Here is a 22,944-nt window from a genome sequence, read left to right as displayed (position 1 = left end):
AACTATTTACCCCCGCCAGCCCTGCAGCAGCCGCCATGTCCCGCCTGAACTTTCACCATCTGCACTACTTCTGGGCCGTGGCGCGCGAGGGCAATCTCACGCGCGCTGCGACGCGCCTGCATGTGTCGCAATCGGCCTTGTCGGCGCAAATTCGCCAACTCGAAGACCAGCTCGGCCAAACCTTGTTTGCCCGCGTTGGGCGCGGCCTGCAACTGACCGAAGCCGGCCAAATGGCGCTGGGCTATGCCGACTCCATCTTTGCGGCAGGCAACGAGCTGATGGCGGTGATGCGCGAAGGCCACCGGGACGAGCGCCAAGTGCTGCGCATCGGCGCCGCGGCCACCCTGTCGCGCAACTTTCAAGAGAACTTTTTGCGACCGCTGCTGGTACGCGACGACGTGGAGCTGGTGCTGCAATCGGGCAACCTTCTGGAACTGCTCGGGCGCCTACGGGTGCATACGCTGGACCTCATCCTGTCGAACCAGCGCGTGCACGCCAGCAGCGACAACCCCTGGCGCTGCCAACGCGTGGCGCGCCAGCCCGTCAGCCTGGTGGGCCGCGCACGGCCGGTCGACAAACCCTTTCGGTTCCCGCAAGACCTGGTCGAAGCGCCCATGCTCCTGCCCGGCCGCGACAACGACATCCGCGCTGCCTTTGACCTGCTGTGCGAACAGCGCGGCATCCGCTACAAACTGCGCGCCGAGGTCGACGACATGGCCTTGATGCGGCTGCTGGCGCGCGACTCCGACAGCGTGGCGCTGCTGCCCAGCGTGGTGGTGCAGGACGAGCTGCGCAGCGGCAGTTTGGTCGAATACGCTGTACTGCCCGATCTGCACGAAAACTTCTATGCCATTACGGTGCAGCGCCAGTTCGAACCTCCGCTCCTGAAAGCGCTGCGCAAACAACCGCAAGCCACGGTGTTGGGGGTACTGCCCACATCGGTGCCAGCACATTGAGGGCAGCGCCAGCAAAGAATTCGCGCGCCGCATAGCATGCGGGTGTCACATCCAAGGAATTTTTCGATGAAGCTGTATTACTCCCCCGGCGCCTGCTCGATGTCGCCCCATATCGTCCTGCACGAAGCCGGCCTGGCACACGAGGCCATTGCCGCGCCGACGAAAACGCACAAGCTGCCCGATGGCACCGACTACTACACCATCAACCCCCTGGGCTACGTGCCCTTTCTGGTGCTCGACGATGGCCGCACGCTGCGCGAAGGCCCGGCCATCGTGCAGTACCTGGCCGACCAAGTGCCGGACAAACACCTGGCGCCCCCGGCCGGCAGCTTTGAGCGCTACCAATTGCAGGAATGGCTGACCTTCATCGGCACCGAGCTGCACAAGAGTTTTGGCCCCTTCTTTGGCGGCCCCGCGAACGACGAATACAAGGCGGTGGTCAAGGAGCGTTTGATGTCGCGCCTGGCTTTCGTGGACGCACAGCTCGCCGGCAAGGACTACCTCATGGGCGCGCAGTTCACCGTGGCCGACGCCTACCTGTTCACCGTCAGCGGCTGGGCCCCGCACGTGGGCTTTGACCTCTCGCACCTGAAGCACCTGATGGCCTACCGCGCACGCGTGGCAGCCCGCCCGGCGGTGATTGCCGCCATGAAGGCCGAAGGTCTCATCAAATAAGGGCCTGCGCGCTGGCCATCACAGCGGCTTCTGCCGCCAGGCCAGCACCGCGCCCATCCACAGCGCCACGGCCGAGAACACCAGGCCGCGCGCCAGGCCTCCGGCCGCATCGGCAATGGCGCCCACCACGGTGGGCCCGACGATCTGGCCAGCCGCGAACACGATGGTGAAGGCGCTGATGCCGGCCGCCCATTGCGACGGCGGCAGGTTGTGGCGCACCAGCGCCGTGGTGGAGGCCACCAGCGACAGGAACACCCCGCCAAACAGCAGACCCGAGGCCAGCACCACCGGCCAGGCCGAGGTGAGCGCCGGCAGCACCGTGGCCACGCCCAGCAGGGCGTTGAGCAGCGCCAGCGCGCCGCCGCCCTTGCTGCGCTCCAAGAGCCCCGCCCAAACGCGCGCCGACGCCACCACCGCCAGACCCAGCAGCGTGTAAAACCAGGTGATGCCGGTGGTGCCCAGGCCCTGCTCCTTCAACAGCGCAATCACGAAGGTCATGTAGCCGATGTAGCCCACGCCAAACAAGGTGTAGCCCGCCAGCGCTGGCGCCAGCGCGCGCAGCGGCACCCGCACATGCGTGGGCGCCGCGCCGTCCGCCGTGGTCGCCGTGGTCACCGCTCCCTGCGCATCCAACTGGCGCAATACCCGCGCCGGCCAGGCCAGCGCTGCCGTGCAGGCGGCGCACAGCAGGGCCAGCAGCCACCAGGCCCACACCCAGGTGTGCGGCTCGGGCGCGTGCGCCAGCACCACCGGCACCAGCAAGCTTGACGCTGCAATGCCCCAGCCCACACCGCCGTAGTACACGCCCAGCAAAAGCCCGCTGCGGCGGCCGTCCAGCGCGCCCAGGCGGGCCGCCATCAAGCCGCCCGCCACAAACACGGCCGCGCTGGCCACGCCCGCCAGCAGGCGCTGCGCCAACAAAGCGGGTGAGTCCAGCAGAAAACCGCACACCGCCATCAGCACCGTCGCCAGCGCCGCTCCACCCAGCAAGATGCTGCCCGGCGCGTGGCGGCGCAGCAGCAGCGGCGTCACCAGCGCACCCACCAGGTAACCGATGGCGTTGGCCGTGTTCATGCCTCCGGCCAGCAGGTAGCTCCAGCCCAGGTCGCCCCGCATGGGCGGCAGCAGCAGCGCGTAGGAAAAACGGGTCAGGCCCAGCGAGATGGCAGCGCCAAGCGAGAGCGCGAAGGCCAGCGCCAGGGCGGGCAGCGGCCGGGGCGCTGCGGCAGCGGAAGAAGCGGTCATAAGCGCCCCATTGTGCCGCTCAGCCGTTGCAGTGCTTGCCATCGGTCGCGCCCACGGTCGCCCAGGTTACTCCTGTTTTAATAGCTACTTGCGATTAACCCATAAGCTCTAGAGGCCATTTTTACCAAAACTTCCGGGTTGGTTAAGCGCTGCATGCGGCGAATTCCTTCAGCGCAGGCCGCGCCAGCACGCTACGCTGTGCAGTACAGGCCCCACGCCACCCACCTTTGCCACTCCCTTTTCGGAAAGCACCGCCATGACCTCTTTGTTCGAACCCCTCACCGCCGGCGCCCTGCACCTGGCCAACCGCATCGCCATGGCGCCGCTGACGCGCAACCGCGCTCCCGGCGCCGTACCTACGCCCCTGATGGCCGAGTACTACACCCAGCGCGCCAGCGCCGGCCTCATCATCACCGAGGCCACCGCCATCAGCCCGCAGGGCCAGGGCTATGCCGACGTGCCCGGTCTCTACGGCACGGATCAGCTCGACGGCTGGCGCCGCGTGACCGATGCCGTGCACAAGGCGGGCGGGCGCATCGTGGTGCAGCTGTGGCACGTGGGCCGCGTCTCGCACGTCGATCTGCAGCCGGACCACGGCAAGCCCGTGGCCCCTTCGGCCATCACCGCCAAGACCAAGACCGTCCTCATCCGGGACGGCCAGCCGGTGTTTGTCGACACCTCGGAGCCACGCGCGCTCGACGTCTCCGAGCTGCCAGGCATCGTGCAGGACTACCGGCGCGCCGCGCGCAACGCCATCGCCTGCGGCTTTGACGGCGTGGAAATCCACGGGGCCAATGGCTACCTGCTCGACCAGTTCCTGAAAACCGGCGCCAACCACCGCGAAGACGACTACGGCGGCAACGTGAAGAACCGCGCCCGGCTGATGCTCGAAGTGGTGCGCGGCATCGTCGACGAAATTGGCGGCGGGCGCACCGGCATCCGCCTCTCCCCCGTGACGCCCGCCAACGACATCGTGGACGAACACCCCCAGCAGACGTTCGACTACCTGCTGCACCAGCTCGCGCCCCTGGGCCTGGCCTACATCCACCTGATCGTCGGCGCCACCGGCGGCCCGCGCGAAGTGGAAGGCCGGCCATTCAACTACGAATCGCTGCACGCGCTCTACCGCAAGCATGGCGGCCAGGGCGCCTGGATGCTGAACAACGGATTCGCCGACAAGGCAGGCGCCCAGGCCGCGCTCGATGCGGGGGCGGACATCGTGGCCTTTGGTCGGCCCTACATCGCCAACCCCGACCTGGTCACCCGCTTGCGCCAGGACGCACCGCTCAACACCCCCAACCGCGCCACCTTCTACGGTGGCGGCGCCGAGGGCTATACCGACTACCCGGCGCTGGCACACAGTTAAGCACCGACGCGCCAGCGGCGCTTCCCATGATCTATCCGGGGCTCGCGCCGCCTGGCATGGAACGCCAGATACGCGTGTACAGCGCGTCAAACGCCGGATCGCGCGGCACCCCGGGCGTGAGCAGCAGATCGTTGGTGGCAAAGGCCTGGTCGATGGCGTGCCAGTCGTCGGCCCCAAGTTCGGCCAGCGCGGCAGGGAGCACGACCGCCTCTTCCAGGCGCATGTGGGCCAGATAAAAATCGTTGTAGCGCACCAGCGCGCCAGCGAAGGTCGCACGGCGCGACTCGCCCAGCAGTTCCCAGGCCAGCAGCAGGTGCTGGAGCTCACGCACCGCCGCCTCGCCACCCTCGTGGTCGCGGTCGAGCTGCTCAATGGCGCTGGCCGCCTCGGCCGAACGCGCGGCCACCCGTGGAAACAGCCACTGGGACTCCTTGGGATGGTGCTGGCGCTCGGGAAACTCGTCGATGTAGAACAGCATCGCCCGCATGGCGCCAAAGAACGCCTGCGGCGCATCGCCAGGGCCTTGCTGCGTCCGCTGGTGCAAGGCCTTGAGCATGGCGGCCAGCGCAGCGTGCTCTTCGTTGATGATTCTGAGACTCGTAGGGATCATGGCGCGACGCTCCAGATGCGGCAGGCAGCCGGCCAGGCATCATCCCCCAGATCGGCGGCCTTTGCCCAAGGCTCATGCCGGCAAGCGGGTCAGCCCCTTTGGCCCCTGCACACCGCCCGCTTCGCCCAGGCGGAACTGCTGCACCACCTGCGACAGGCGCGCCGCCTGCTCGCGCAGGGAGGCGGCGGCGGCAGCAGATTCCTCCACCAGCGCAGCGTTCTGCTGCGTCATGCGGTCGATCTCGCCGACCGACTGGTTGGCGTCGCCAATGCCCACCGCCTGCTCCTTGGCCGCGGCCGAGATTTCGCCAATGATGTCGCCCACGCGCTGCACGCTGGCGACGATCTCCTGCATGGCTGCACCGGCATCTTCCACATGGCGCACGCCGCCATCGACCGCCTGCACACTGCTGCCGATCAGCGTCTTGATTTCGCTCGCCGCCGCGGCCGAGCGTTGCGCCAGGCTGCGCACTTCGCTGGCCACCACGGCAAAGCCGCGCCCCTGCTCACCCGCCCGCGCGGCCTCGACGGCGGCGTTCAGCGCCAGGATATTGGTCTGGAAAGCAATCGAATCAATCAGGCCAATGATGTCGTTGATCTTGCGGCTGGAGGCCGCTATTTCCTGCATGCTGGCCACCGCCTGCTGCACCACCGAGCCGCCGCGCGTGGCCGTGGCCGAAGCCGAGCTGGCGAGCTGGTTGGCGGTCTGCGACGAGCCCGCCGTCTGCTGCACCGTGGCGGTGAGCGTGGCCAGCGTTCCCACCGCATCCTGCGCGTGCCCGGCGGTCTGCTCGGTGCGGGACGACAGATCCTGGTTCCCGTTGGCAATCTCGTGGCTGGCAATGGCCAGGCTGCCGCTGGCATCGCGCACCTGTGCCACCAGGGCGCCCAGACCGTTTTGCATGTCGTGCAGGGCGCGCTGCAGATCGGCCACCTCATCGTTGCCGGACACGCGGATGGTCTGCGACAGGTCGCCCCCGGCAATCGCACGCGCCAGCTTCTGCGCATATTCCAACGGCCGGCAGATGGAGATCATGTTGAGCAGCGTGAGCGGCACCACCACCAGGATGGTGATGGCGACCAGCAGCGCAAACAGCCACAGGGTCTGTTCCAGCGCCTTGGCCTGTCCTGCCACAGCCTGCGTCACCTCGCGCTGCAGGCGCTCATCGAGCGCCGACATGCCTTGCTGCAGCGCTGTCCAGGCAGCATCCGCCTCAGGCCCCGGCACAGCGGCAAGCTGGGCGCGGAACGCGGCAATCCGCTCGCGCACGGCCAGCGCCTGTTGGTGGTCTGCGGCATCGGGCGTAGCCAAAAACCGCGTCACCGCCTGCTCGGCCGCCTCCAGTGCCGCCAGAGCGCGCGTGCGCGCCGCCGCCAGGGCGTCGGGGGTGGCCTGTTGCAGCAGCATCTCCTTTTGCTCGCTGCGGGCCGTGCCCAACTGGGTGAGCAGGCTGGCAATCTGCGTCTGCTGAGAGAACTCGCGCGCCACAAAAGCTTCGCTCATGGCGTGGATGCGAAACATCCCGAACATGCCGGCTCCGCCCAGCAGGCCAAGCAGGATAAGCACCACGGCAATCGCACTCTGCATGCGAAAACGGATCGTGAACTGGCGCATCAAACTGAAAACCGACATGAAATTCCCCTGTCAAAAGCCCGTGCGGCACCGCAACAACTTGTTGCAAGTGTGCCAGAAACCACCCTGAATACATGGATTTAGAGTTGACTGGCGTGCGCTGCAAGCGTCTGCAGCCCCTGCCATTCGGGCAGACACTGACGCCGATCAAATGCGCGGACCTCCCCGGCCCTTGGGGCGCAGGGGGTTTACGCTCTGGCAGCGCTACGCAGCCGGGCTCTGCTCGCTCAGGCGCACATAGGTCGCCAGCAACGCGCTTTTGGCCACCACCCCCAGCAGCACCGGGTTGGCGGCGCTTTCCACCACCGGCAGGCGCTCACCACGGTGCTCCAGAAAATACTGCAGCGCCTGGCCAAGCTCCATCTCGGCGGGCAGGGGCTCGATTTCGCGGCTCAGCAGGTCGGCGGCGCACTGGTGGGCCAGCTCGCGCGGCGCTGGCATTGCGGCGGTCGCTCCGGCAGCCGTGTTGGAAGGCGCTTGCGCAGCGGCTTGGCGACGCTTTTCTTCCTCCACCGCCGTGCTCAAGGCCTTGAGTGGCACCACGCCCAGAAAACGCTCGCCGGCATCGGCCACGTAGAGGTATTTCACCGGGTGCTGCAGGAACAAACGGCTCATGGCGACCAGATCGGCGTCAGGCCGCACCACCGTCAGCGCCGGCTGCACCAGCTCGCGCATCTGCAAGCCGCGCAGCCGGATGCGTGCGTCTTGCGCCTGGCGGCGCTGCACGGTGATCTGGTACATCGAGCCGCCCTGAATCGAGCGCGCCACAAAGTAGGCCACCACGCTCGCCGCCATCAGCGGCAGCATGACTTCGTAGCTCAGCGTCATCTCGAAAATCATCAGCACCGCCATCAAGGGCGCCTGCGTGGCCGCCGCCAGAAACGCGCCCATGCCCACCATGGCGTAGGCCGACGGCGCCGAGGTGGCCGCCGGCCACAGCGCCTGCACGCCATGCCCGAACAGGCTGCCGACCAGGCAGCCGACAAACAGCGCTGGCGTGAACACCCCGCCGACCGCACCAGAACCGGCCGTGGCGAACGTCGCGACCAGCTTGGCCACCAGCAGCAACAGCAAAATCCACCACGGGCCAGGGTCATGCAGCACGCCGTTGACCACGCTGTAGCCATTGCCCCAGACCTCGGGCACCGCCACCGAAATCAGCCCCACCACCAGCCCGCCCAGCGCCATGCGCGGCGGCAGCGCCCAGGGCAGGCGCGCGAACAAGCGCTTGCCGCCGGCCAGCCCGCGCAGAAACAGCGCCGCCGCCGCGCCCAGCAGCACGCCCATCAGGGCAAACAGCAGCACCTCGGGGCCATAGATATCGGCAAACACCGGCATTTCGTACGGCGGGCGGTAGCCGGGAAAGGCGCGCATGGCGATGTTGGCCACCACCGAGGCGACCATGATCGGCCCCACGCTTTCCATGGCGATGGTGCCGAGCACGATTTCGGCGACGAAAAACGCGCCGGCAATGGGCGCGTTGTAGGCCGAGGTAATGCCCGCCGCCGCCCCGCAGGCCACCAGCAGGCGCAGCCGCTCCACGGGAAAATGCAAAAAGCGCCCCAGCAGTGACGCCGCCAGCGCCGAGAGCTGCACCATGGAACCTTCGCGCCCGATGGAGCCCCCGCTGGCAATGCTCAGCAGCGACGAGCCGCTGCGGATCAGCGCCTGCGCCACGGGAATGCGCCCGTCGCCCACCACAATCGCTTCCATGTAGTCCGACGTGGCTTTCTGCTCCGCCCGGCGGCGCGCCAGCACCAGCAGGCCACCCGCCGCCAGCCCGCCCAGCGCCGGCACGGCAAGGCGCAGGAACCAGGGGAGCTTGCGCGCCAGGTCCACCATGCCGGTGTGCGCCCCGAACACCAGCGTGTCGAGCGACTCCAGCAGCAGCCGGAAGCCCTCGGTCGCCACCGCCCCCAGCAGGCCCGCCACCACCGACCACAACAGCGTGATCTGCCAGTCGGAGATACGGAACACCCGCAGCAGCGCATTGCGGGCGGTCAGCAGGCGGGAGGCAAAGCGGGGAGACATGGAAGGGCATTTTCACCCGAGGAATCGATTGGCGGTCGTCGCCACCCCAGCAGCGCCCACCCACACCACCTCAGCCGCACGGGCCGCGCCAACGTTTGAGCAGCAAGGCATTCGTCATCACGCTGACCGAGCTGAGCGCCATCGCCGCGCCCGCCACCACCGGGCTCAGGTAACCGAGCGCCGCCAGCGGAATGCCGGCCACGTTGTACGCAAAGGCCCAGAACAGGTTCTGCCGAATCTTCATCACCGTGCGGCGCGAAATGTCGAGCGCCGCCGCCACCAGCAGCGGGTCGCCACGCATCAGCGTGATGCCGGCGGCGTGCATGGCCACATCGGTGCCGTTGCCCATGGCCATGCCCACGTCGGCCGCGGCCAGCGCCGGCGCATCGTTCACGCCATCGCCCACCATGACCACGGTGTGCGTCTGCCCATCCGGCGTGTGCTGCAGCGCCCGCACCGCCGCCGCCTTGTCGCCTGGCAGCACCTCGGCCATCACCTCGCCAGCGTCCGGGTCCAGCCCCAGGCGCCGCGCCATGGCCTCGGCGGCGCCGCGGTTGTCGCCCGAAATCATCACCGTGCGCAGACCCTTGGCGCGCAACTGGGCCAGCGCTTCCAGCGCACCCGGCTTGGGCTCGTCGGCAAAGGCCAGCAGGGCGCGCGCCTCCAGGCCGCGCCCCGTGCGCTGCACCAGCGCCGACACCGTGGCCCCTTCGGCCTGCAAAGCAGCGGCACGGCCGGCCAGCGGGCCGAGGTCGAGCTTGAGCTCGCCCATCCAGCGCAGGCTGCCCAGCAGATAGCTTTGTCCATCCACCTCGCCTTCGCTGCCGCGCCCCGCCACCGCGCGCAGCGCGTCCGGGGCGGCCAACGCCAGGCTTTCGGCCTGCGCCGCCTGCACCACGGCGCGGGCCAGCGGGTGCTCGCTGCCGCTTTGCAGGCTGGCGGCGGCCTGCAGCAGCGCCTTGCGATCCTGCCCCGCAGCGGGCTCCAAGGCCGTCAGGCGCGGCTGGCCCACGGTCAGCGTGCCGGTCTTGTCAAAGGCCACGGTGTCGGCGCGGTGCGCCAGCTCCAGCGCCTGGGCGTCCTTGATCAAGATGCCGTGCTCGGCCGCCACGCCCGTGCCAGCCATGATGGCGGCCGGCGTCGCCAGGCCCAGCGCGCAGGGGCAGGCAATCACCAGCACCGCCACCGCGCGGATCAGCGCCACTTCGCCGCTGGCGCCCGCCAGCATCCAGCCCGCCAGGGTGATGAGGGCAATCACCAGCACCACCGGCACGAACACATTGGCCACCTGGTCCACCAGCCGCTGGATCGGCGCCTTGGCGGCCTGGGCGTCTTCCACCAGGCGGATGATTTTGGACAGCACCGTCTCGCTGCCCACCGCACGCACCGTGAGCACGATGCGGCCTTCGCCGTTGATCGAGCCGCCGGTCAGCAGCGCGCCCGCGTCCTTGACCACGGGCAGGGGCTCGCCGGTGAGCATGGATTCGTCCACCTGGGTCTCGCCGCTCTGCAGCACGCCGTCCACCGGCAGGCGCTCGCCCGGCCGCACCACCAACTCGTCGCCCACCATCACCTCGCCTACGGGCACGTCCTGCTCCTGCCCCTTGACCAGCAGATGGGCCACATCGGGCCGCAGGCCGTGCAGCGCGCGGATCGCCGCCGTGGTCTGCTGCTTGGCGCGGGCCTCCAGCCATTTGCCCAGCAGCACCAGCGTGACCACCACCGCCGAGGCCTCGAAGTACAGATGCGGTATGTGCCCGGCCGGCGCCGCCAGCCACAGCCACATCGACAGCCCCCAGCCCGCGCTGGTGCCAATGGCGACCAGCAGATCCATGTTGCCGGTGAACGCGCGCGCGGCGTGCCAGCCGGCCTTGTAAAAGCGCGCCCCCAGAATGAACTGCACCGGCGTGGCCAGTGCAAACTGCACCCAGGCGGGCAGCATCCAGTGCTGGCCAAACAGCGCACCGAACATGGGCAGCACCAGCGGCGCCGACAAGGCCAGGCCCATGGCGACGCGGTCAAACCCCGCCCAGGGCGAAGCGTCCTCGTGCGCGGCCACGGCCTCGGCGGTGCGCGGCTCATAACCGGCGGTGCGCACAGCGCGGCGCAGGCGGGCCTCGGTGGCTGCGGCGTCCTCGCCGGGCGCAACTGCCACGGCGATACGGGCAGACTCGGTGGCCAGGTTCACCGCCGCCATCTGCACCCCCGGCACCTTGCGCAGCGCGCGCTCCACGCGGCCGACGCAACTGGCGCAGGTCATGCCACCAATGCCGATGTCGATCTCCAGCGGCGGTGCCGAAGCATCAGGTGCGGCGCCGGGGGCAGCGGCGAAGGCGGGGACAGGCAGGGTGGATTCGGGTGTCATGGCGCAAAGGTACACCCTGCCACGGTGGCAGGGTCAAGCGCGAAAGTCCGGGCTGGGTGGGGAATGCCTAAAATTAGTAGCCAAATAGGCCTCCAGCGCTCATCTGTATTGCGCTGACAGCTATCTATTCTGTAGTTCATCCCCGCTCCACAGATCGACACGAACCGCTTGACTCTGCCACCATGTCAAGCTGCAAGCTACCGCTGTCAGCCCTTTTCCCCCATTCCAGGAGTTTCCCCATGAGCACAGCCTACCAATTCACCGTCACCGGCATGACCTGCGGCCACTGCGAGCGCGCCGTCACCCAGGCGGTGCAAGCGCTGGACCCGGCCGCCGAGGTGCGCATCGACCGCGCGGCCAACCGCGTCGACGTCGCCAGCACCCAGCCGCGCGACGCCCTGGCGGCGGCCATTGCCGAAGAAGGCTACGAGGTGGCGCCCGCGTGACCAGCGAAAACGCAGCGCAGGTCCCCATCGGCACGGCGGCCCAGCGCGCGGGCGTCTCGCCGCGCATGGTGCGGCACTACGAATCGCTGGGCCTTCTGGCCCCCGTGGCGCGCACCGACTCGGGCTACCGCCAGTATTCGGAGGCCGACATCCACGCGCTGCGCTTCATCCGCCGCGCCCGCGACCTCGGCTTTTCGATGCCCGAGATCGCCACCCTGCTCGGCCTGTGGCAAGACAAGCAGCGCGCCAGCGCCAGCGTCAAGCAGATTGCACAGGCGCACATCGACGACCTCACAAAACGCATCGCCGCCATGCAGGCCATGCAGCGCACGCTGCAGCAACTCGTAGGCTGCTGCGCGGGCGACGCGCGGCCCGAGTGCCCGATCTTGGACGACCTGGCGGCCGAGGGCGAAGGCGCTGCGCCGGTTGCCACGGGGCGAAGGAAACTATCAAAAAAGTAGCTGCCAGCGCTTATCTACCAAGCGCTGGAGGCCAAAAACACCTAAAAACCTGGCTCGCGCAGTGCGGCGCCGCATGGCAGACTCTCAGGCTCCCCCACAGCCCCTACAGACTGCCCCCATGCTCACCGGTGACCTGCGCAACAAAGTCGATCAAGTCTGGAACGCCTTCTGGTCCGGCGGCATCGCCAACCCCATCGAAGTCATCGAGCAGATCACCTACCTGCTCTTTCTGCGCGCCCTCGACAGCGACCAGACCCGCGAAGACAACAAGGCCCTGCGCCTCAAAACCCAGCCCGTGCACCTCATCCCCGCAGGCGTGGATGCGCAAGGCTGCGCACACGACGACATGCGCTGGTCGCGCTTCAAGAACATGGCCCCGGCCGACATGTTTGACGTGCTCAGCAACCAGGTCTTCCCCTTCCTGCGCGGCCTGCAAACCTCGGGCGGCCCGGCGGCTGAATCGGCCTTTGCCCGCCACATGCAGGGCGCCCGCTTCACCATCCCCACGCCCGGCCTGCTGGCCAAGGTGGTGGACTTGCTCGACACCATTCCGCTGGATGACCGCGACACCAAGGGCGACCTCTACGAATACATGCTCGGCAAGATCGCCTCTGCCGGGCAAAACGGCCAGTTCCGCACCCCGCGCCACATCATCGATTTGATGGTGGCCCTGACGGCCCCCACGCCGCAAGACACCATCTGCGACCCGGCCTCGGGCACCTGCGGCTTTTTAGTGGCCGCAGGCGAATACCTGCGCCGCACCTACCCCGACATGCTGCGCGTGCCCGCGCAAAACGCGCACTTCCACAACGGCATGTTCCACGGGTACGACTTTGACAACACCATGCTGCGCATCGGCAGCATGAACATGGTGCTGCACGGCGTGGAGCACCCCGCCATTGAATACCGCGACTCGCTGGCCGAAGGCGCGGCTGGCGACGCCGGGGCCTACAGCCTCATCCTGGCCAACCCGCCCTTTGCGGGCAGCCTCGACTACGAAAACACCGCCAAGGACTTGCAGCAAACCGTCAAAACCAAAAAGACCGAGCTGCTCTTTCTGGCCCTCTTCCTGCGCCTGCTCAAAACCGGCGGGCGGGCGGCCGTCATCGTGCCCGACGGCGTGCTCTTTGGTAGCAGCAAGGCCCACAAAGAACTTCGCCGCAAGCTGGTGGAAGAGCAAAAGCTCGACGCCGTCATCAGCCTGCCCGGCGGCGTGTTCAAGCCGTACGCGGGCGTCAGCACCGCCATCCTGCTCTTCACCAAAACCATGAGCGGCGGCACGGACAATGTGTGGTTCTACGACATGCAGGCCGACGGCTGGAGCCTGGACGACAAGCGCCAGCCGTTGCTGGATTCAAGCCTTTTGGGCCTGCAGCGCTTTGTGGACGGGCGCAACCAGCTATCAGAATCAGAGCACGCCAAAAACAACCTGCCTGACGTGCTGGAGCGCTGGGGCCAGCGCAGCGCCTCCGAACGCAGCCGCCCCCGCACCGCCCAGAGCTTCTGCGTGCCCAAGGCCTACATCGAGGCCAATGGCTATGACCTGAGCATCAACCGGTACAAGGAAGTGGTGCATGAACAGGTGCAGCACCGGGCGCCGGGGGAGATATTGGCGGAGCTGCGGGCGTTGGAAGACGAGATTGCGCGGGGGATGGGGGTGTTGGAGGGGATGTTGAAGTGACTCGCAACATGACCTCTCTCGGTGAAGTTGCTCTGTTCATCAATGGTGCTGCGTTTAAACCCGAAGACTGGGGCGATAGCGGCTTTCCAATCATTCGCATTCAAAACCTCACGGATGAGTCGAAGCCGTTTAACCGGACCACACGGACGGTTGCTGAAAAGCTGCAGGTACACCCAGGCGATTTGCTCGTTTCGTGGTCCGCAACCTTGGGTGTTTTCACTTGGAATAGGTCGGAAATCGGTTTGCTGAATCAGCACATTTTTCGCGTCATTCCTGACGAATCGAAAGTTGACAAAGCGTATTTGCGACTGGCGCTAAGCGGCGCCTTGTCTGCAATGCAAAAGCATCTGCATGGCGCCACCATGCAACACGTCAACCGTGGCGAATTCTTGGGTACGCCGCTGTATCTTCCCCCGCTGGAAGAACAACGCCGCATCGCCGCCATCCTCGACCAAGCCGAAACCCTCCGAACCCAACGCCGCACCGCCCTGGCCCTGCTCGACAGCCTCACCCAGTCCCTCTTTCTCGATATGTTTGGGGATCCGGTGGCGAATCCGAAGGGGTGGAAGAAAACACCGTTTGGAAATGTGTGCCCAACACGGTTAGGAAAGATGCTTGATGCAAAACAGCAAACTGGCCAAAACACTCGACGCTATTTGCGGAATGCGAATGTTCAGTGGTTCCACATTGACGTTACCGACCTACTTGAAATGGACTTCGATGCAGATGCACGCGAAACATTTCGACTTCAGGCTGGCGATTTGCTAATTTGCGAAGGTGGAGAACCAGGCAGAGCGGCAATATGGAACAGTGAACTTGAAGACGTTTACTACCAAAAAGCACTACACAGAGGTCGTCCAAATCCGACACTGGCAAAGGCTGAATTTTTGGTTTGGCTACTGTGGTTCTTAGCTAAAAAAGGTGGACTTGGAGATCACGTCACTGCGGCAACGATCGCCCATCTGACAGGAGAAAAGTTGAAGGCTATGGAGATACCACTCCCCCCCCTCCCCCTCCAACAAACCTTCGCCACCCGCATCGCCTCCATCGAAGCCCTCAAAGCCACCCACCGCCGCGCTCTCGCGGCACTGGATGCGCTGTTTGCCTCGCTGCAGCAGCTGGCCTTCAGTGGTGAGTTGGCTCTGGCTGCCCCACGCGCTTCAGCCCAAAGCCTTGAGCAATTGCAGCAACTGGAAGCGTCCATCGGCCAAGAGGCATTGATCTTCGTTGCCAAGCGCATGCCTGATGACGATCTCTACAACTCCCTCAAGGCCATCTACTTTGCGGACAGGCACCATCTGGAGCACCACGGGCGCCAGATCTACAACGAGACCTACAGCGCACTAGACCATGGCCCGGTGCCGCAGGCGGCGTATGACGCTACGAAAGTGCTGATCGGGAAGCTGATGTTCAGCAGCTTTGATGACGACGCTATGCGCGCTGCACTGCGCCGCAACGGCGGTACGCTCACCGCGCTGCGGGACGCTGATTTCAGCAAGCTCAGCCGGGCCGTGATTGAAAGTCTGGAATGGGGCATCCGCTACTGCCGCGACATGAAGTTCGGGCAGACCAAGACGGCATCCCATGACGGCGCCTACGAGCGCACACCCAAGAACGAGGCGATCCCGCTGCAATACATCATCGACACGTTGCCGCCCGAAGCCCGTCAGCGCCACTGGAATCTCTAAGCTCCACCGTCCCGCCCAACACCATGCCCACCTCCGTCGCCCAGCTTCAACAATGGCTGCTTGAACCCGAAGGCCAGCGCCTGGAGTTCAAGGAGGCCAAGCAGCGCTACGACTTTGAAAAGCTGCTCAAGTACTGCGTGGCCCTGGCCAATGAGGGCGGCGGCACCATGGTGCTGGGCGTGACGGACAAGCGACCCCGGCGCATTGTGGGCACCCAGGCGTTTGAAGACCCGGGCCGCACCGAGGCAGGCTTGCACCAGCGGCTGGGGCACCGCATTCCGGTGGAAGAGCTGTTGCTGCCCGAAGGGCGCGTGGTGATCGTTCACGTTCCGCCACGGCTGCCGGGCACCGCGTGGGAGATTGATGGCCGCTACTTCAAGCGTGCGGGCGACGACCTCGCAGCCCTCAGCGGCCAGGAGCTGCGGGATATGTTTGCCGAAACAGGCCCCGACTTTTCGGCGCAGCCTTGCCCCGGTGCCACGCTGGTCGACCTGGAGCCCGAGTCCATCGCCCTGTTCCGCGACCGCTGGGCACGCAAGAGTGGCGACGCGCGCAGGCGCGAGCTGAGCGACCTGCAAACGCTGCGCGATGCCGAACTGCTGGTGGAGGGCGACCAGGTGAGCTACGCGGCGCTCATCCTGTTTGGCACGCGTGCGGGCCTCACGCGGTGGCTGGCGCAGGCCGAGCTGGTGTTTGAATACCGCTCGTCCGAAGCCGCAGGCCCGGCGGCCGACCGCGAGGAATACCGCGCAGGCTTTTTTGCCTGGCAAGACGCGCTGTGGAAAAAGATCAACCTGCGCAACGACCGGCAGAGCTACCAGGACGACTTCTTCCGCATGGACCTGCCCACCTTTGACGAGGTGCCCGTGCGCGAGGCCATCCTGAACGCGGTGGCCCACCGGGACTACCGGCTGGGCGGCTCCATCTTTGTGCGGCAGTTTGCCAAGCGGCTGGAGGTGGTGAGCCCCGGCGGACTGCCGCCCGGCATCACGCCCGAGAACATCATTGACCAGCAATACCCGCGCAACCGCCGCCTGGCCGAAGTCCTGGGGCGCTGCGGGCTGATCGAGCGATCCGGCCAGGGCCTGAACCTGATGATGGAAAGCGCCGTGCGCCAGGGCAAGCCCCTGCCCAGCTTTGCGGGCACCGCCGCGCACGAGGTGCGGCTGACGCTGGAGGGCGGCGTGCGCAACCCGGCGTTTGTGCGGTTCATGGAGCGGCTGGGGGAAGAGACGCTGCGAAGCTTTTCCACGCTGGACTATCTCGCCCTGGAGCGGCTGGAGCAGAGCAAAGCACTCAGCGCCGAGTTGCTGGAGCGCTTGCCCAGCTTGATTGCGGCGGGAGCCGTGGAAGCCATTGGGCGCGGAAAAGGTGTGCGCTACATACTGTCCGAAGCCCTGTACGCCACCTTGGGGGCCAAGGGCACGTACACCCGCCAACGTGGATTGGATCGCAACACCAACAAAGCGCTTTTGGTCGCCCATCTGACCCAACAGAGTCCTCAGGGCGCCCCCCTGGCTGAGCTGCGGCAGGTGCTTCCCACACTTCCGGAAAGTGCCGTCCAAGATTTGTTACGGGAATTGCGGACCGAGGGCAAGCTGGTGCTGAGAGGTGAACGCCGATGGGCGCGCTGGTTTATAGCCACCAACAGCCCCTTTAGCAACGTTTGACGGTTGATAGAAGTTTATAAACTCATTCAAAAACAATGGCTTATAAAGTTTATTCTAAAGCACCCACTGCGCTTTTCAAGCTTTAGAAAGTCTTTAGACACACCCGCGCCTGCCAGATCAATGAGGGAGCCTTGTGAGCAACTCAGAATCCAACTTCTGCTTTCTGCAACCCGACTGGCCCGACCTGCTGGCCGAAGCCCGCCGTGCCGAGGCCGCTGCCCACGCCGACCCGCGCACCGCCTGCTTCTACGCCCGCCGCACGCTGGAATTGGCCGTGGCCTGGCTCTACCAGGCCGAAGGGGGCCGGGGTGGCTGCCTGCGCATGCCGTACAAGGCCGATCTATCAGCCTTTTTGTTCGAGCCCAGTTTTCAGCAACTGGTGGGCAGCGCGGTGCACGCCAAGATGGATGTGATCCGCCGTCTGGGCAACAAGGCGGTGCACGATGTGCGCCCCGTGGCCGCGCAAGACGCGCAGAGCGCGCTGCGCGAGCTGTTCCATGTGGCCTTTTGGCTGGCGCAGCACTACGCACGCCGGGTATCTGATCGGCCCGCCGCCGCACTGCAGTTCCGCGCCGACCTGCTGCCGCGCCCTGCCGCTACCAACGCTTCCCAAGAACAAGCAGCCAGCCGCGCGGCCCAGGTTGCTGCGCAAGAGGCACTGACCCAGCAGGCCCAAGCCCTGGCCGAGCGCGATGCCGCGCTACGCGAAGCGGCAGCACGCCATGCCGAGCTGGACGCCGAACTGGCCCACTACCGCGCCGAGATTGCTGCCGCCAAAGCCGCCAACGCCGCGCAACCCGCGCAAGCCCACGACTACAACGAGGCCGCGACGCGCGACCTGTTCATCGACCTGCTGCTGAAAGAAGCCGGCTGGGCACTGGACCAGCCGCGCGACCGCGAGGTTGAAGTGCAGGGCATGCCCAACAACGAGGGCAAGGGCTTTGTGGACTATGTGCTGTGGAGCGGCGAAATCCCCCTGGCCCTTGTGGAAGCCAAGCGCACTCGCCGCAGCGCCCAAGAGGGCCAGCAGCAGGCCCGCCTGTATGCCGACTGCCTGGAGCAAAGCACCGGCCACCGCCCTGTGATCTACGGCACCAACGGCTACGAGCACTGGATGTGGGACGACACCACCAGCCCGCCGCGCCCGGTGCAAGGCTTTCATACCAAGGACGAGCTGGAGCTGATGCAGCAACGCCGCAGCACGCGCAAGCCGCTGGCCAGCCTGCCCATTGCGGCCGGCATTGTGGAGCGCCACTACCAGCAGCGCGCCATCCGCCGCATTGCCGAAACCTTTGAGCGCGACCAGCACCGCAAGGCGCTGGTGGTGATGGCCACGGGCGCAGGAAAAACGCGCACGGTGATTGCGCTGGTGGATTTGCTCATGCGTGCGGGCTGGGCCAAGCGCGTGCTGTTTCTGGCCGACCGCGTGGCGCTGGTGAACCAGGCCGTGAACGCCTTCAAGGCCCATCTGCCCGATGCCGCACCCGTGAACCTGGTGACCGACCGCACCACCGAGGGGCGGGTGTATGTGTCTACTTACCCAACGATGATGGGGCTCATCAACGAGAGCGTGGGCGGCGGGCAGCGCCGCTTTGGCGTGGGGCACTTTGACCTGATCGTGGTGGACGAAGCGCACCGCTCCATCTACCAAAAGTACCGCGCCATCTTCAGTTACTTTGATGCGCTGCTGGTGGGCCTGACGGCCACGCCCAAGGACGAGATCGACCGCAACACCTACAGCCTGTTTGGCCTGGAAAGCGGCGTGCCCACCGATGCCTACGGGCTGGACGACGCGATTGCCGAGGGCTACCTGGCGCCGCCCCGGGCGGTGTCGGTGCCGCTGAAGTTCCAGCGCCAGGGCATTCGCTACGACGAGCTGAGCGACGACGAAAAGGAACAGTGGGACGCGCTGGAATGGGACGAGGACGGCGGCGAGGCCCCCGACGAGGTGAGCGCCGAGGCGGTGAACCAGTGGCTCTTCAACACCGACACCGTGGACAAAATGCTGGCCCTGCTGATGGAGCGCGGCCACAAGGTGGCGGGCGGCGACCGGCTGGGCAAGACCATCATCTTTGCCAAGAACCAGCGGCACGCCGAGTTCATCCAGGAGCGCTTTGATGCGAACTACCCCGAATACCGAGGCGAGTTTGCACGCACCATCACCTTCAAGACCGAATACGCGCAGTCGCTCATCGACGCCTTTGGGCAAAAGGACCGCGCGCCGCACATTGCCATCTCGGTGGACATGCTGGACACCGGCATCGACGTGCCCGAGGTGGTGAACCTGGTGTTCTTCAAGATCGTGCGCTCCAAGGCCAAGTTCTGGCAGATGGTGGGGCGCGGCACGCGGCTGTGCAAAGACCTGTATGGACCGGGGCAGGACAAGAAGGACTTTTTCATCTTCGACTTCTGCCAGAACCTGGAATTCTTCAGCCAGGAGCTGGAGGGCAGCGAGGGTGCGCTCGCGCAGCCGCTGTCGCAGCGGCTGTTCAATGCCCGGCTGGAACTGATCGGCCTGCTGGACCAGCGCCTGGCTGGCAACGGCGTGGCCGAAGCGCCGGCCACATCGTTTGCCCTGACCGAAGCCGCCATCCGCGAAGACACCGCCGCGCTGCTGCACGGCATGGTGGTGGGCATGTCGCTAGACAACTTCGTGGTGCGCCCGCAGCGCCGCTGGGTCGAAGCCTGGGCGCAGCCGGATGCGTGGAAGCGCCCCACCACCGAGCAGCTCGCCGAAGTGGCCGCGCACCTGTCGGGTCTGCCCACGGCGGTGCGCGACGAGGACGAGGATGCCAAGCGCTTCGACGCGCTCATGCTAGGCACCCAACTGGCCCTGCTGCGCAGCGAACCCGCGCTGGCCCACCTGCAAACCAAGGTGCAGCAACTGGCCAGCAGCCTGCTGGAACTGGCCAACGTGCCCAGCGTGCGCGAACACCTGCTGCTGATCGAGGCCCTGGCGGGCGACGAGTGGTGGCAGGACGTGACCCTCAGCATGCTGGAGCAGGCGCGGCGCAAGCTGCGCGCGCTCATCAAGCTCATTGAAAAGAGCAGCCGCAAGGTGGTCTACACCGACTTTGAAGATGCCATCGGTGAGACGGCCGAAGTGAACTTGCCCTTGGTGGCCAACGCGGTGGACTTCGAGCGTTTTCGGGCCAAGGCCAAGGCGTTCCTGCGCGCCCACGAGGACCGGTTGGCGCTGCACAAACTGCGCCGCAACCAGCCGCTGACAATCGCTGACCTGCAAGAACTGGAAGCCCTGCTGCACGAGGCGGGCGGCAGCGACAGCGACATTGCCCGTGCGCGCACGCTGCACACCAGCCTGCCGGTGTTCATTCGCTCGCTGGTGGGCCTGGACCGTGCGGCAGCCAGTGCCGCTTTTGCTGACCTGGTTGCTATGGGCACCGCCAGCGCCAGTCAGTTGCAGTTCATCGACGAGATCGTGCAGCACCTGACGGAGTACGGCGCCATGCCCGCTGGCCGACTCTACGAATCGCCCTTCACGGATATCCACGCCCAGGGGCCCGATGGGCTGTTTGATGCCGCCCATGTCGAGCACCTGTTCAAGGCCCTCGAAGGGTTCGAACTGCAGCAAGCTGTCGGCTAAACCCACCCCCGCCCGCTACGTCGCACCAGCCAACACAGGCGCGCGACAGCATCGGCACGCAGCGTCCGAGCGAATAGCCAGCCACCCACACTTATCTGAAATCTCAAGTCAAATAGGACCTAATCTCAACATAGACAAGCGTTAAAAGCTATTGATTAAGGAGCAACCATGAGCACCACCAGCACCCCGCTGGAAGTCACCCGCGAAGGCGCTGTTGCCACGCTGCGGTTTTCGCGCCCCGAGGCCATGAACGCCATCGACGTGCCCATGGCGCAGGCACTGCTCGCCGCCGTGCAGGACCTGGCCGCCGACGCCGGCGTGCGCGCGGTGGTGCTGTGCGGGGCCGGCAAAGCCTTCATGGCGGGCGGCGACCTGGCTACCTTGCGCGCCGACCCGGTGCAGGGCGCCGCCGACCTGCTCGGGCCGCTCAACGCCGCCGTACAGGTGCTCGCCGGCATGAACACCCCCGTCATCGCCAAGGTGCATGGCGCCGCAGCCGGTGCCGGCCTCTCGCTGATGCTGCAGGCCGACTTTGTGATGGCTGCCGAGAGCACGCGCTTCAACCTCGCCTACATCAACCTGGGCACCAGTTGCGACGTAGGCGCCTCGTGGGCCTTGCCGCGCCTGGTGGGCCTGCGCCACGCGCTCGAGATCGCGCTGCTCGGCGACACGCTCAGCGCCGCCGACGCGCTGCGCCTGGGCCTGGTCAACCGCGTGGTGCCAGCGGGGCAATTGGACGAAGCCGCCGCCACTCTCGCCCACCGCCTGGCCCACGGCCCCACGCTGGCCTACGGCGCCATGAAGCGGTTGATGCGCGCATCGTTCGACCGCGACCTGGAGGCGCAGCTGATCGCCGAGACTGCAGCCTTTGCCGGCTGCGCCGCCACGCAGGACATGCGTGCAGGGATCGAGGCGTTTTTTGCGAAAAAACCTGCCAGCTTTGAGGGGCGTTGAGCGCTGTCTTTCTGATGCATGCAAACCGCCAACGGTCGCTTCCAGAGGCAGGGGCTTCCCGCTACATTTGGGCTCGCAGCCCGCGGCAAGGACTGGCACGTTGACAGGGCGACAAAGCAGCGCAACCGGCAGTACAAAAAAGGCAGCACGCACATGCAATCGACCACCTCCCACAGCTGGTTCTTCTGGGCCGCGCTGTCCGCCGTCTTCGCCGCCCTCACCGCCATCTTTGCCAAGGTGGGCATCCAGGGCGTGGATTCCGACCTGGCCACGCTGGTGCGCACCGTCATCATTGTTTTCGTACTGACGGCGTTCGTCTGGGCCACAGGCAAGTGGAGCAACCCACTGCAGTTGCCGGGCAAGACCTGGATCTTTCTGGCGCTGTCGGCCCTGGCAACCGGGGCATCGTGGGTCTGCTACTTCCGCGCGCTGCAACTGGGCGAGGCGTCGCAGGTGGCTCCGGTCGACAAATTCAGCCTGGTGCTGGTGGCGGTGTTTGCCTTTGTGTTCCTGGGCGAGCGCCCGTCGGGCACGGGTTGGCTGGGCATTGCGCTGGTGGCGGCCGGGGTGGTGGTGTTGGCGCTGCGCCGCTAGTGTCGTGAGTTGGAAGTAGGTTGAAAAAGTGAAAGATGTCGAAATCGGCGTCAGGCAAGGCGCAAACCACAGCGATAGCCGGAGCTATCGCGAGGATTTGCAACGCGGCATGGCGGCGATTCTCGGCAACTTTCTGAAACGAACTTCCAACTCACGACACTAGCCGCATTCAGCCGCAGCGACTGCGGCACGCGCCTCTATACTTCGCGCTTCCCTTGGGGAGTAGCCGGCTTTCGACTTCGAAAGCGCCTGCGTCAACATACTCGGCCCGCTCTGCGCGCTGTGGCGCAGGCATCCAGTGTGCTGGTTGGCGAGACCATGGGCGCGTTCACACGACAGGAGCCGGGCCGTGGGAATGCGCCTTTGCGTTCGCCCGGCCAGATCACACGATTCCCATGAGCCCCCTCTCCATTGCCCTGTTGTCCCTGGCCATGTCCACCGACGCCTTTGCCGCCGCCGTGGGCAAGGGCATGGCGCTGGAACACCCCCACTGGCGCGAAGCGCTGCGCACCGGGGTCATTTTCGGCGCCATCGAAGGCACAACGCCCCTCATCGGCTGGGCCCTGGGCCTGGCTGCTGCCGATTACGTCAAAGCCTGGGACCACTGGATCGCCTTCGTGCTGCTGCTGGGTCTGGGCGGGCACATGGTGCTCAATGGCCTGAGACCCTCCGAATCACAGGCCGCCGACAAACCCGCGCGCCACGGCTTCTGGGTGCTGGCGCTGACAGGCTTAGCCACCAGCATGGACGCCATGGTGGTAGGCGCGGGCCTGGCCATTCTGGACGTGCCCATCCTTCCCGTCGCCTTCGCAATCGGCTGCACCACGCTGGTGGCCGTCACCCTCGGGGTGATGGCCGGGCGCGTGTTCGGCCGGGCGGCGGGCGGCCGCGCAGAGATCGTGGGCGGGCTGGTGCTTGCCGGCATCGGCACCGCCATCCTGTTCGAGCACCTTAGCGCCGGCTGAG

17 protein-coding genes and 1 riboswitch are annotated in these 22,944 nt (G+C 66.3%); of the genes, 12 read left to right on the top strand and 5 right to left on the bottom strand.

Annotated elements, in window-relative coordinates:
* The first annotated feature begins 35 nt into the window (after positions 1–35).
* Together AC07ZH_RS04570 and gstA are read left to right on the top strand one after the other, a co-directional pair.
* Positions 36–956, top strand: coding sequence for a LysR family transcriptional regulator (locus AC07ZH_RS04570; protein WP_495198744.1), 921 nt, complete (start codon positions 36–38; stop codon positions 954–956).
* Between the two features lie 66 nt (positions 957–1,022).
* Complete coding sequence (gstA, locus tag AC07ZH_RS04565; protein WP_495198743.1) at positions 1,023–1,631, top strand: glutathione transferase GstA; 609 nt, start codon at positions 1,023–1,025, stop codon at positions 1,629–1,631.
* Positions 1,632–1,649: 18 nt separating this feature from the next.
* Here gstA and AC07ZH_RS04560 read toward each other — a convergent pair whose 3' ends face one another.
* Positions 1,650–2,876 (bottom strand): YbfB/YjiJ family MFS transporter, encoded by a 1,227-nt coding sequence (locus tag AC07ZH_RS04560; RefSeq protein ID WP_495198742.1) that lies wholly within the window; start codon positions 2,874–2,876, stop codon positions 1,650–1,652.
* 256 nt (positions 2,877–3,132) lie between these two features.
* Between AC07ZH_RS04560 and AC07ZH_RS04555 the strand changes: the two genes are divergently transcribed.
* Entirely contained in the window at positions 3,133–4,242 is a 1,110-nt protein-coding gene (locus tag AC07ZH_RS04555) for an alkene reductase (RefSeq protein ID WP_119109699.1), read from the top strand.
* Positions 4,243–4,273: 31 nt separating this feature from the next.
* Here the strand turns inward: AC07ZH_RS04555 and AC07ZH_RS04550 are convergent, their stop codons facing one another.
* The 4 genes from AC07ZH_RS04550 to AC07ZH_RS04535 form a co-directional block, all read right to left on the bottom strand.
* The gene (locus AC07ZH_RS04550; protein ID WP_119109698.1) at positions 4,274–4,852 is read right to left on the bottom strand and encodes a hemerythrin domain-containing protein; all 579 of its coding nucleotides are present in this window, start codon (positions 4,850–4,852) and stop codon (positions 4,274–4,276) included.
* 72 nt (positions 4,853–4,924) lie between these two features.
* A complete protein-coding gene (locus AC07ZH_RS04545) occupies positions 4,925–6,484 on the bottom strand; it encodes a methyl-accepting chemotaxis protein (RefSeq protein WP_495198741.1) in 1,560 nt (519 codons plus the stop codon).
* Positions 6,485–6,688: 204 nt separating this feature from the next.
* Positions 6,689–8,515 carry a ClcB-like voltage-gated chloride channel protein gene (locus tag AC07ZH_RS04540; RefSeq protein ID WP_495198740.1) on the bottom strand — a complete coding sequence of 609 codons (1,827 nt, stop codon included), beginning with the start codon at positions 8,513–8,515 and terminating at the stop codon, positions 6,689–6,691.
* Positions 8,516–8,585: 70 nt separating this feature from the next.
* On the bottom strand, positions 8,586–10,880 hold the full coding sequence (locus AC07ZH_RS04535; protein ID WP_495198739.1) for a heavy metal translocating P-type ATPase: 2,295 nt from the start codon (positions 10,878–10,880) through the stop codon (positions 8,586–8,588).
* Positions 10,881–11,119: 239 nt separating this feature from the next.
* On the opposite strand from AC07ZH_RS04535, the gene AC07ZH_RS04530 reads away from it, so the two are divergent.
* The 9 genes from AC07ZH_RS04530 (at position 11,120) to mntP (ending at position 22,943) form a co-directional block, all read left to right on the top strand.
* Complete coding sequence (locus AC07ZH_RS04530; protein ID WP_495198738.1) at positions 11,120–11,326, top strand: heavy-metal-associated domain-containing protein; 207 nt, start codon at positions 11,120–11,122, stop codon at positions 11,324–11,326.
* Positions 11,323–11,787 (top strand): Cu(I)-responsive transcriptional regulator, encoded by a 465-nt coding sequence (gene cueR / locus AC07ZH_RS04525; RefSeq protein WP_495198737.1) that lies wholly within the window; start codon positions 11,323–11,325, stop codon positions 11,785–11,787. Before AC07ZH_RS04530 ends, cueR begins: the two co-directional genes overlap by 4 nt.
* Positions 11,788–11,905: 118 nt before the next feature.
* Positions 11,906–13,468 (top strand): type I restriction-modification system subunit M, encoded by a 1,563-nt coding sequence (locus AC07ZH_RS04520; protein ID WP_495198736.1) that lies wholly within the window; start codon positions 11,906–11,908, stop codon positions 13,466–13,468.
* Between the two features lie 8 nt (positions 13,469–13,476).
* Positions 13,477–15,156, top strand: a complete 1,680-nt coding sequence (locus tag AC07ZH_RS04515) for a restriction endonuclease subunit S (protein ID WP_495198735.1) — start codon at positions 13,477–13,479, stop codon at positions 15,154–15,156.
* Positions 15,157–15,179: 23 nt separating this feature from the next.
* Positions 15,180–16,826: an RNA/DNA-binding domain-containing protein gene (locus AC07ZH_RS04510; RefSeq protein ID WP_495198734.1), complete on the top strand. Its 1,647-nt coding sequence runs from the start codon at positions 15,180–15,182 to the stop codon at positions 16,824–16,826.
* A 133-nt stretch (positions 16,827–16,959) separates the two neighbouring features.
* Positions 16,960–20,430 carry a DEAD/DEAH box helicase family protein gene (locus AC07ZH_RS04505; protein ID WP_495198733.1) on the top strand — a complete coding sequence of 1,157 codons (3,471 nt, stop codon included), beginning with the start codon at positions 16,960–16,962 and terminating at the stop codon, positions 20,428–20,430.
* A gap of 168 nt (positions 20,431–20,598) precedes the next feature.
* Positions 20,599–21,384: an enoyl-CoA hydratase/isomerase family protein gene (locus AC07ZH_RS04500; protein WP_495198732.1), complete on the top strand. Its 786-nt coding sequence runs from the start codon at positions 20,599–20,601 to the stop codon at positions 21,382–21,384.
* Positions 21,385–21,537: 153 nt separating this feature from the next.
* Positions 21,538–21,978 carry an EamA family transporter gene (locus AC07ZH_RS04495; protein WP_119109885.1) on the top strand — a complete coding sequence of 147 codons (441 nt, stop codon included), beginning with the start codon at positions 21,538–21,540 and terminating at the stop codon, positions 21,976–21,978.
* Between the two features lie 212 nt (positions 21,979–22,190).
* Positions 22,191–22,361: riboswitch (yybP-ykoY riboswitch) on the top strand.
* 12 nt (positions 22,362–22,373) lie between these two features.
* Positions 22,374–22,943 carry a manganese efflux pump MntP gene (mntP, locus tag AC07ZH_RS04490; RefSeq protein ID WP_495198731.1) on the top strand — a complete coding sequence of 190 codons (570 nt, stop codon included), beginning with the start codon at positions 22,374–22,376 and terminating at the stop codon, positions 22,941–22,943.
* Position 22,944 lies beyond the last annotated feature (1 nt).

This window comes from Simplicispira sp. GW247-4R2A (genome assembly GCF_059424465.1).
The sequence above is the reverse complement of the archived record's forward strand: the minus strand, read 5'-3'. Positions and strand labels throughout refer to the sequence as shown.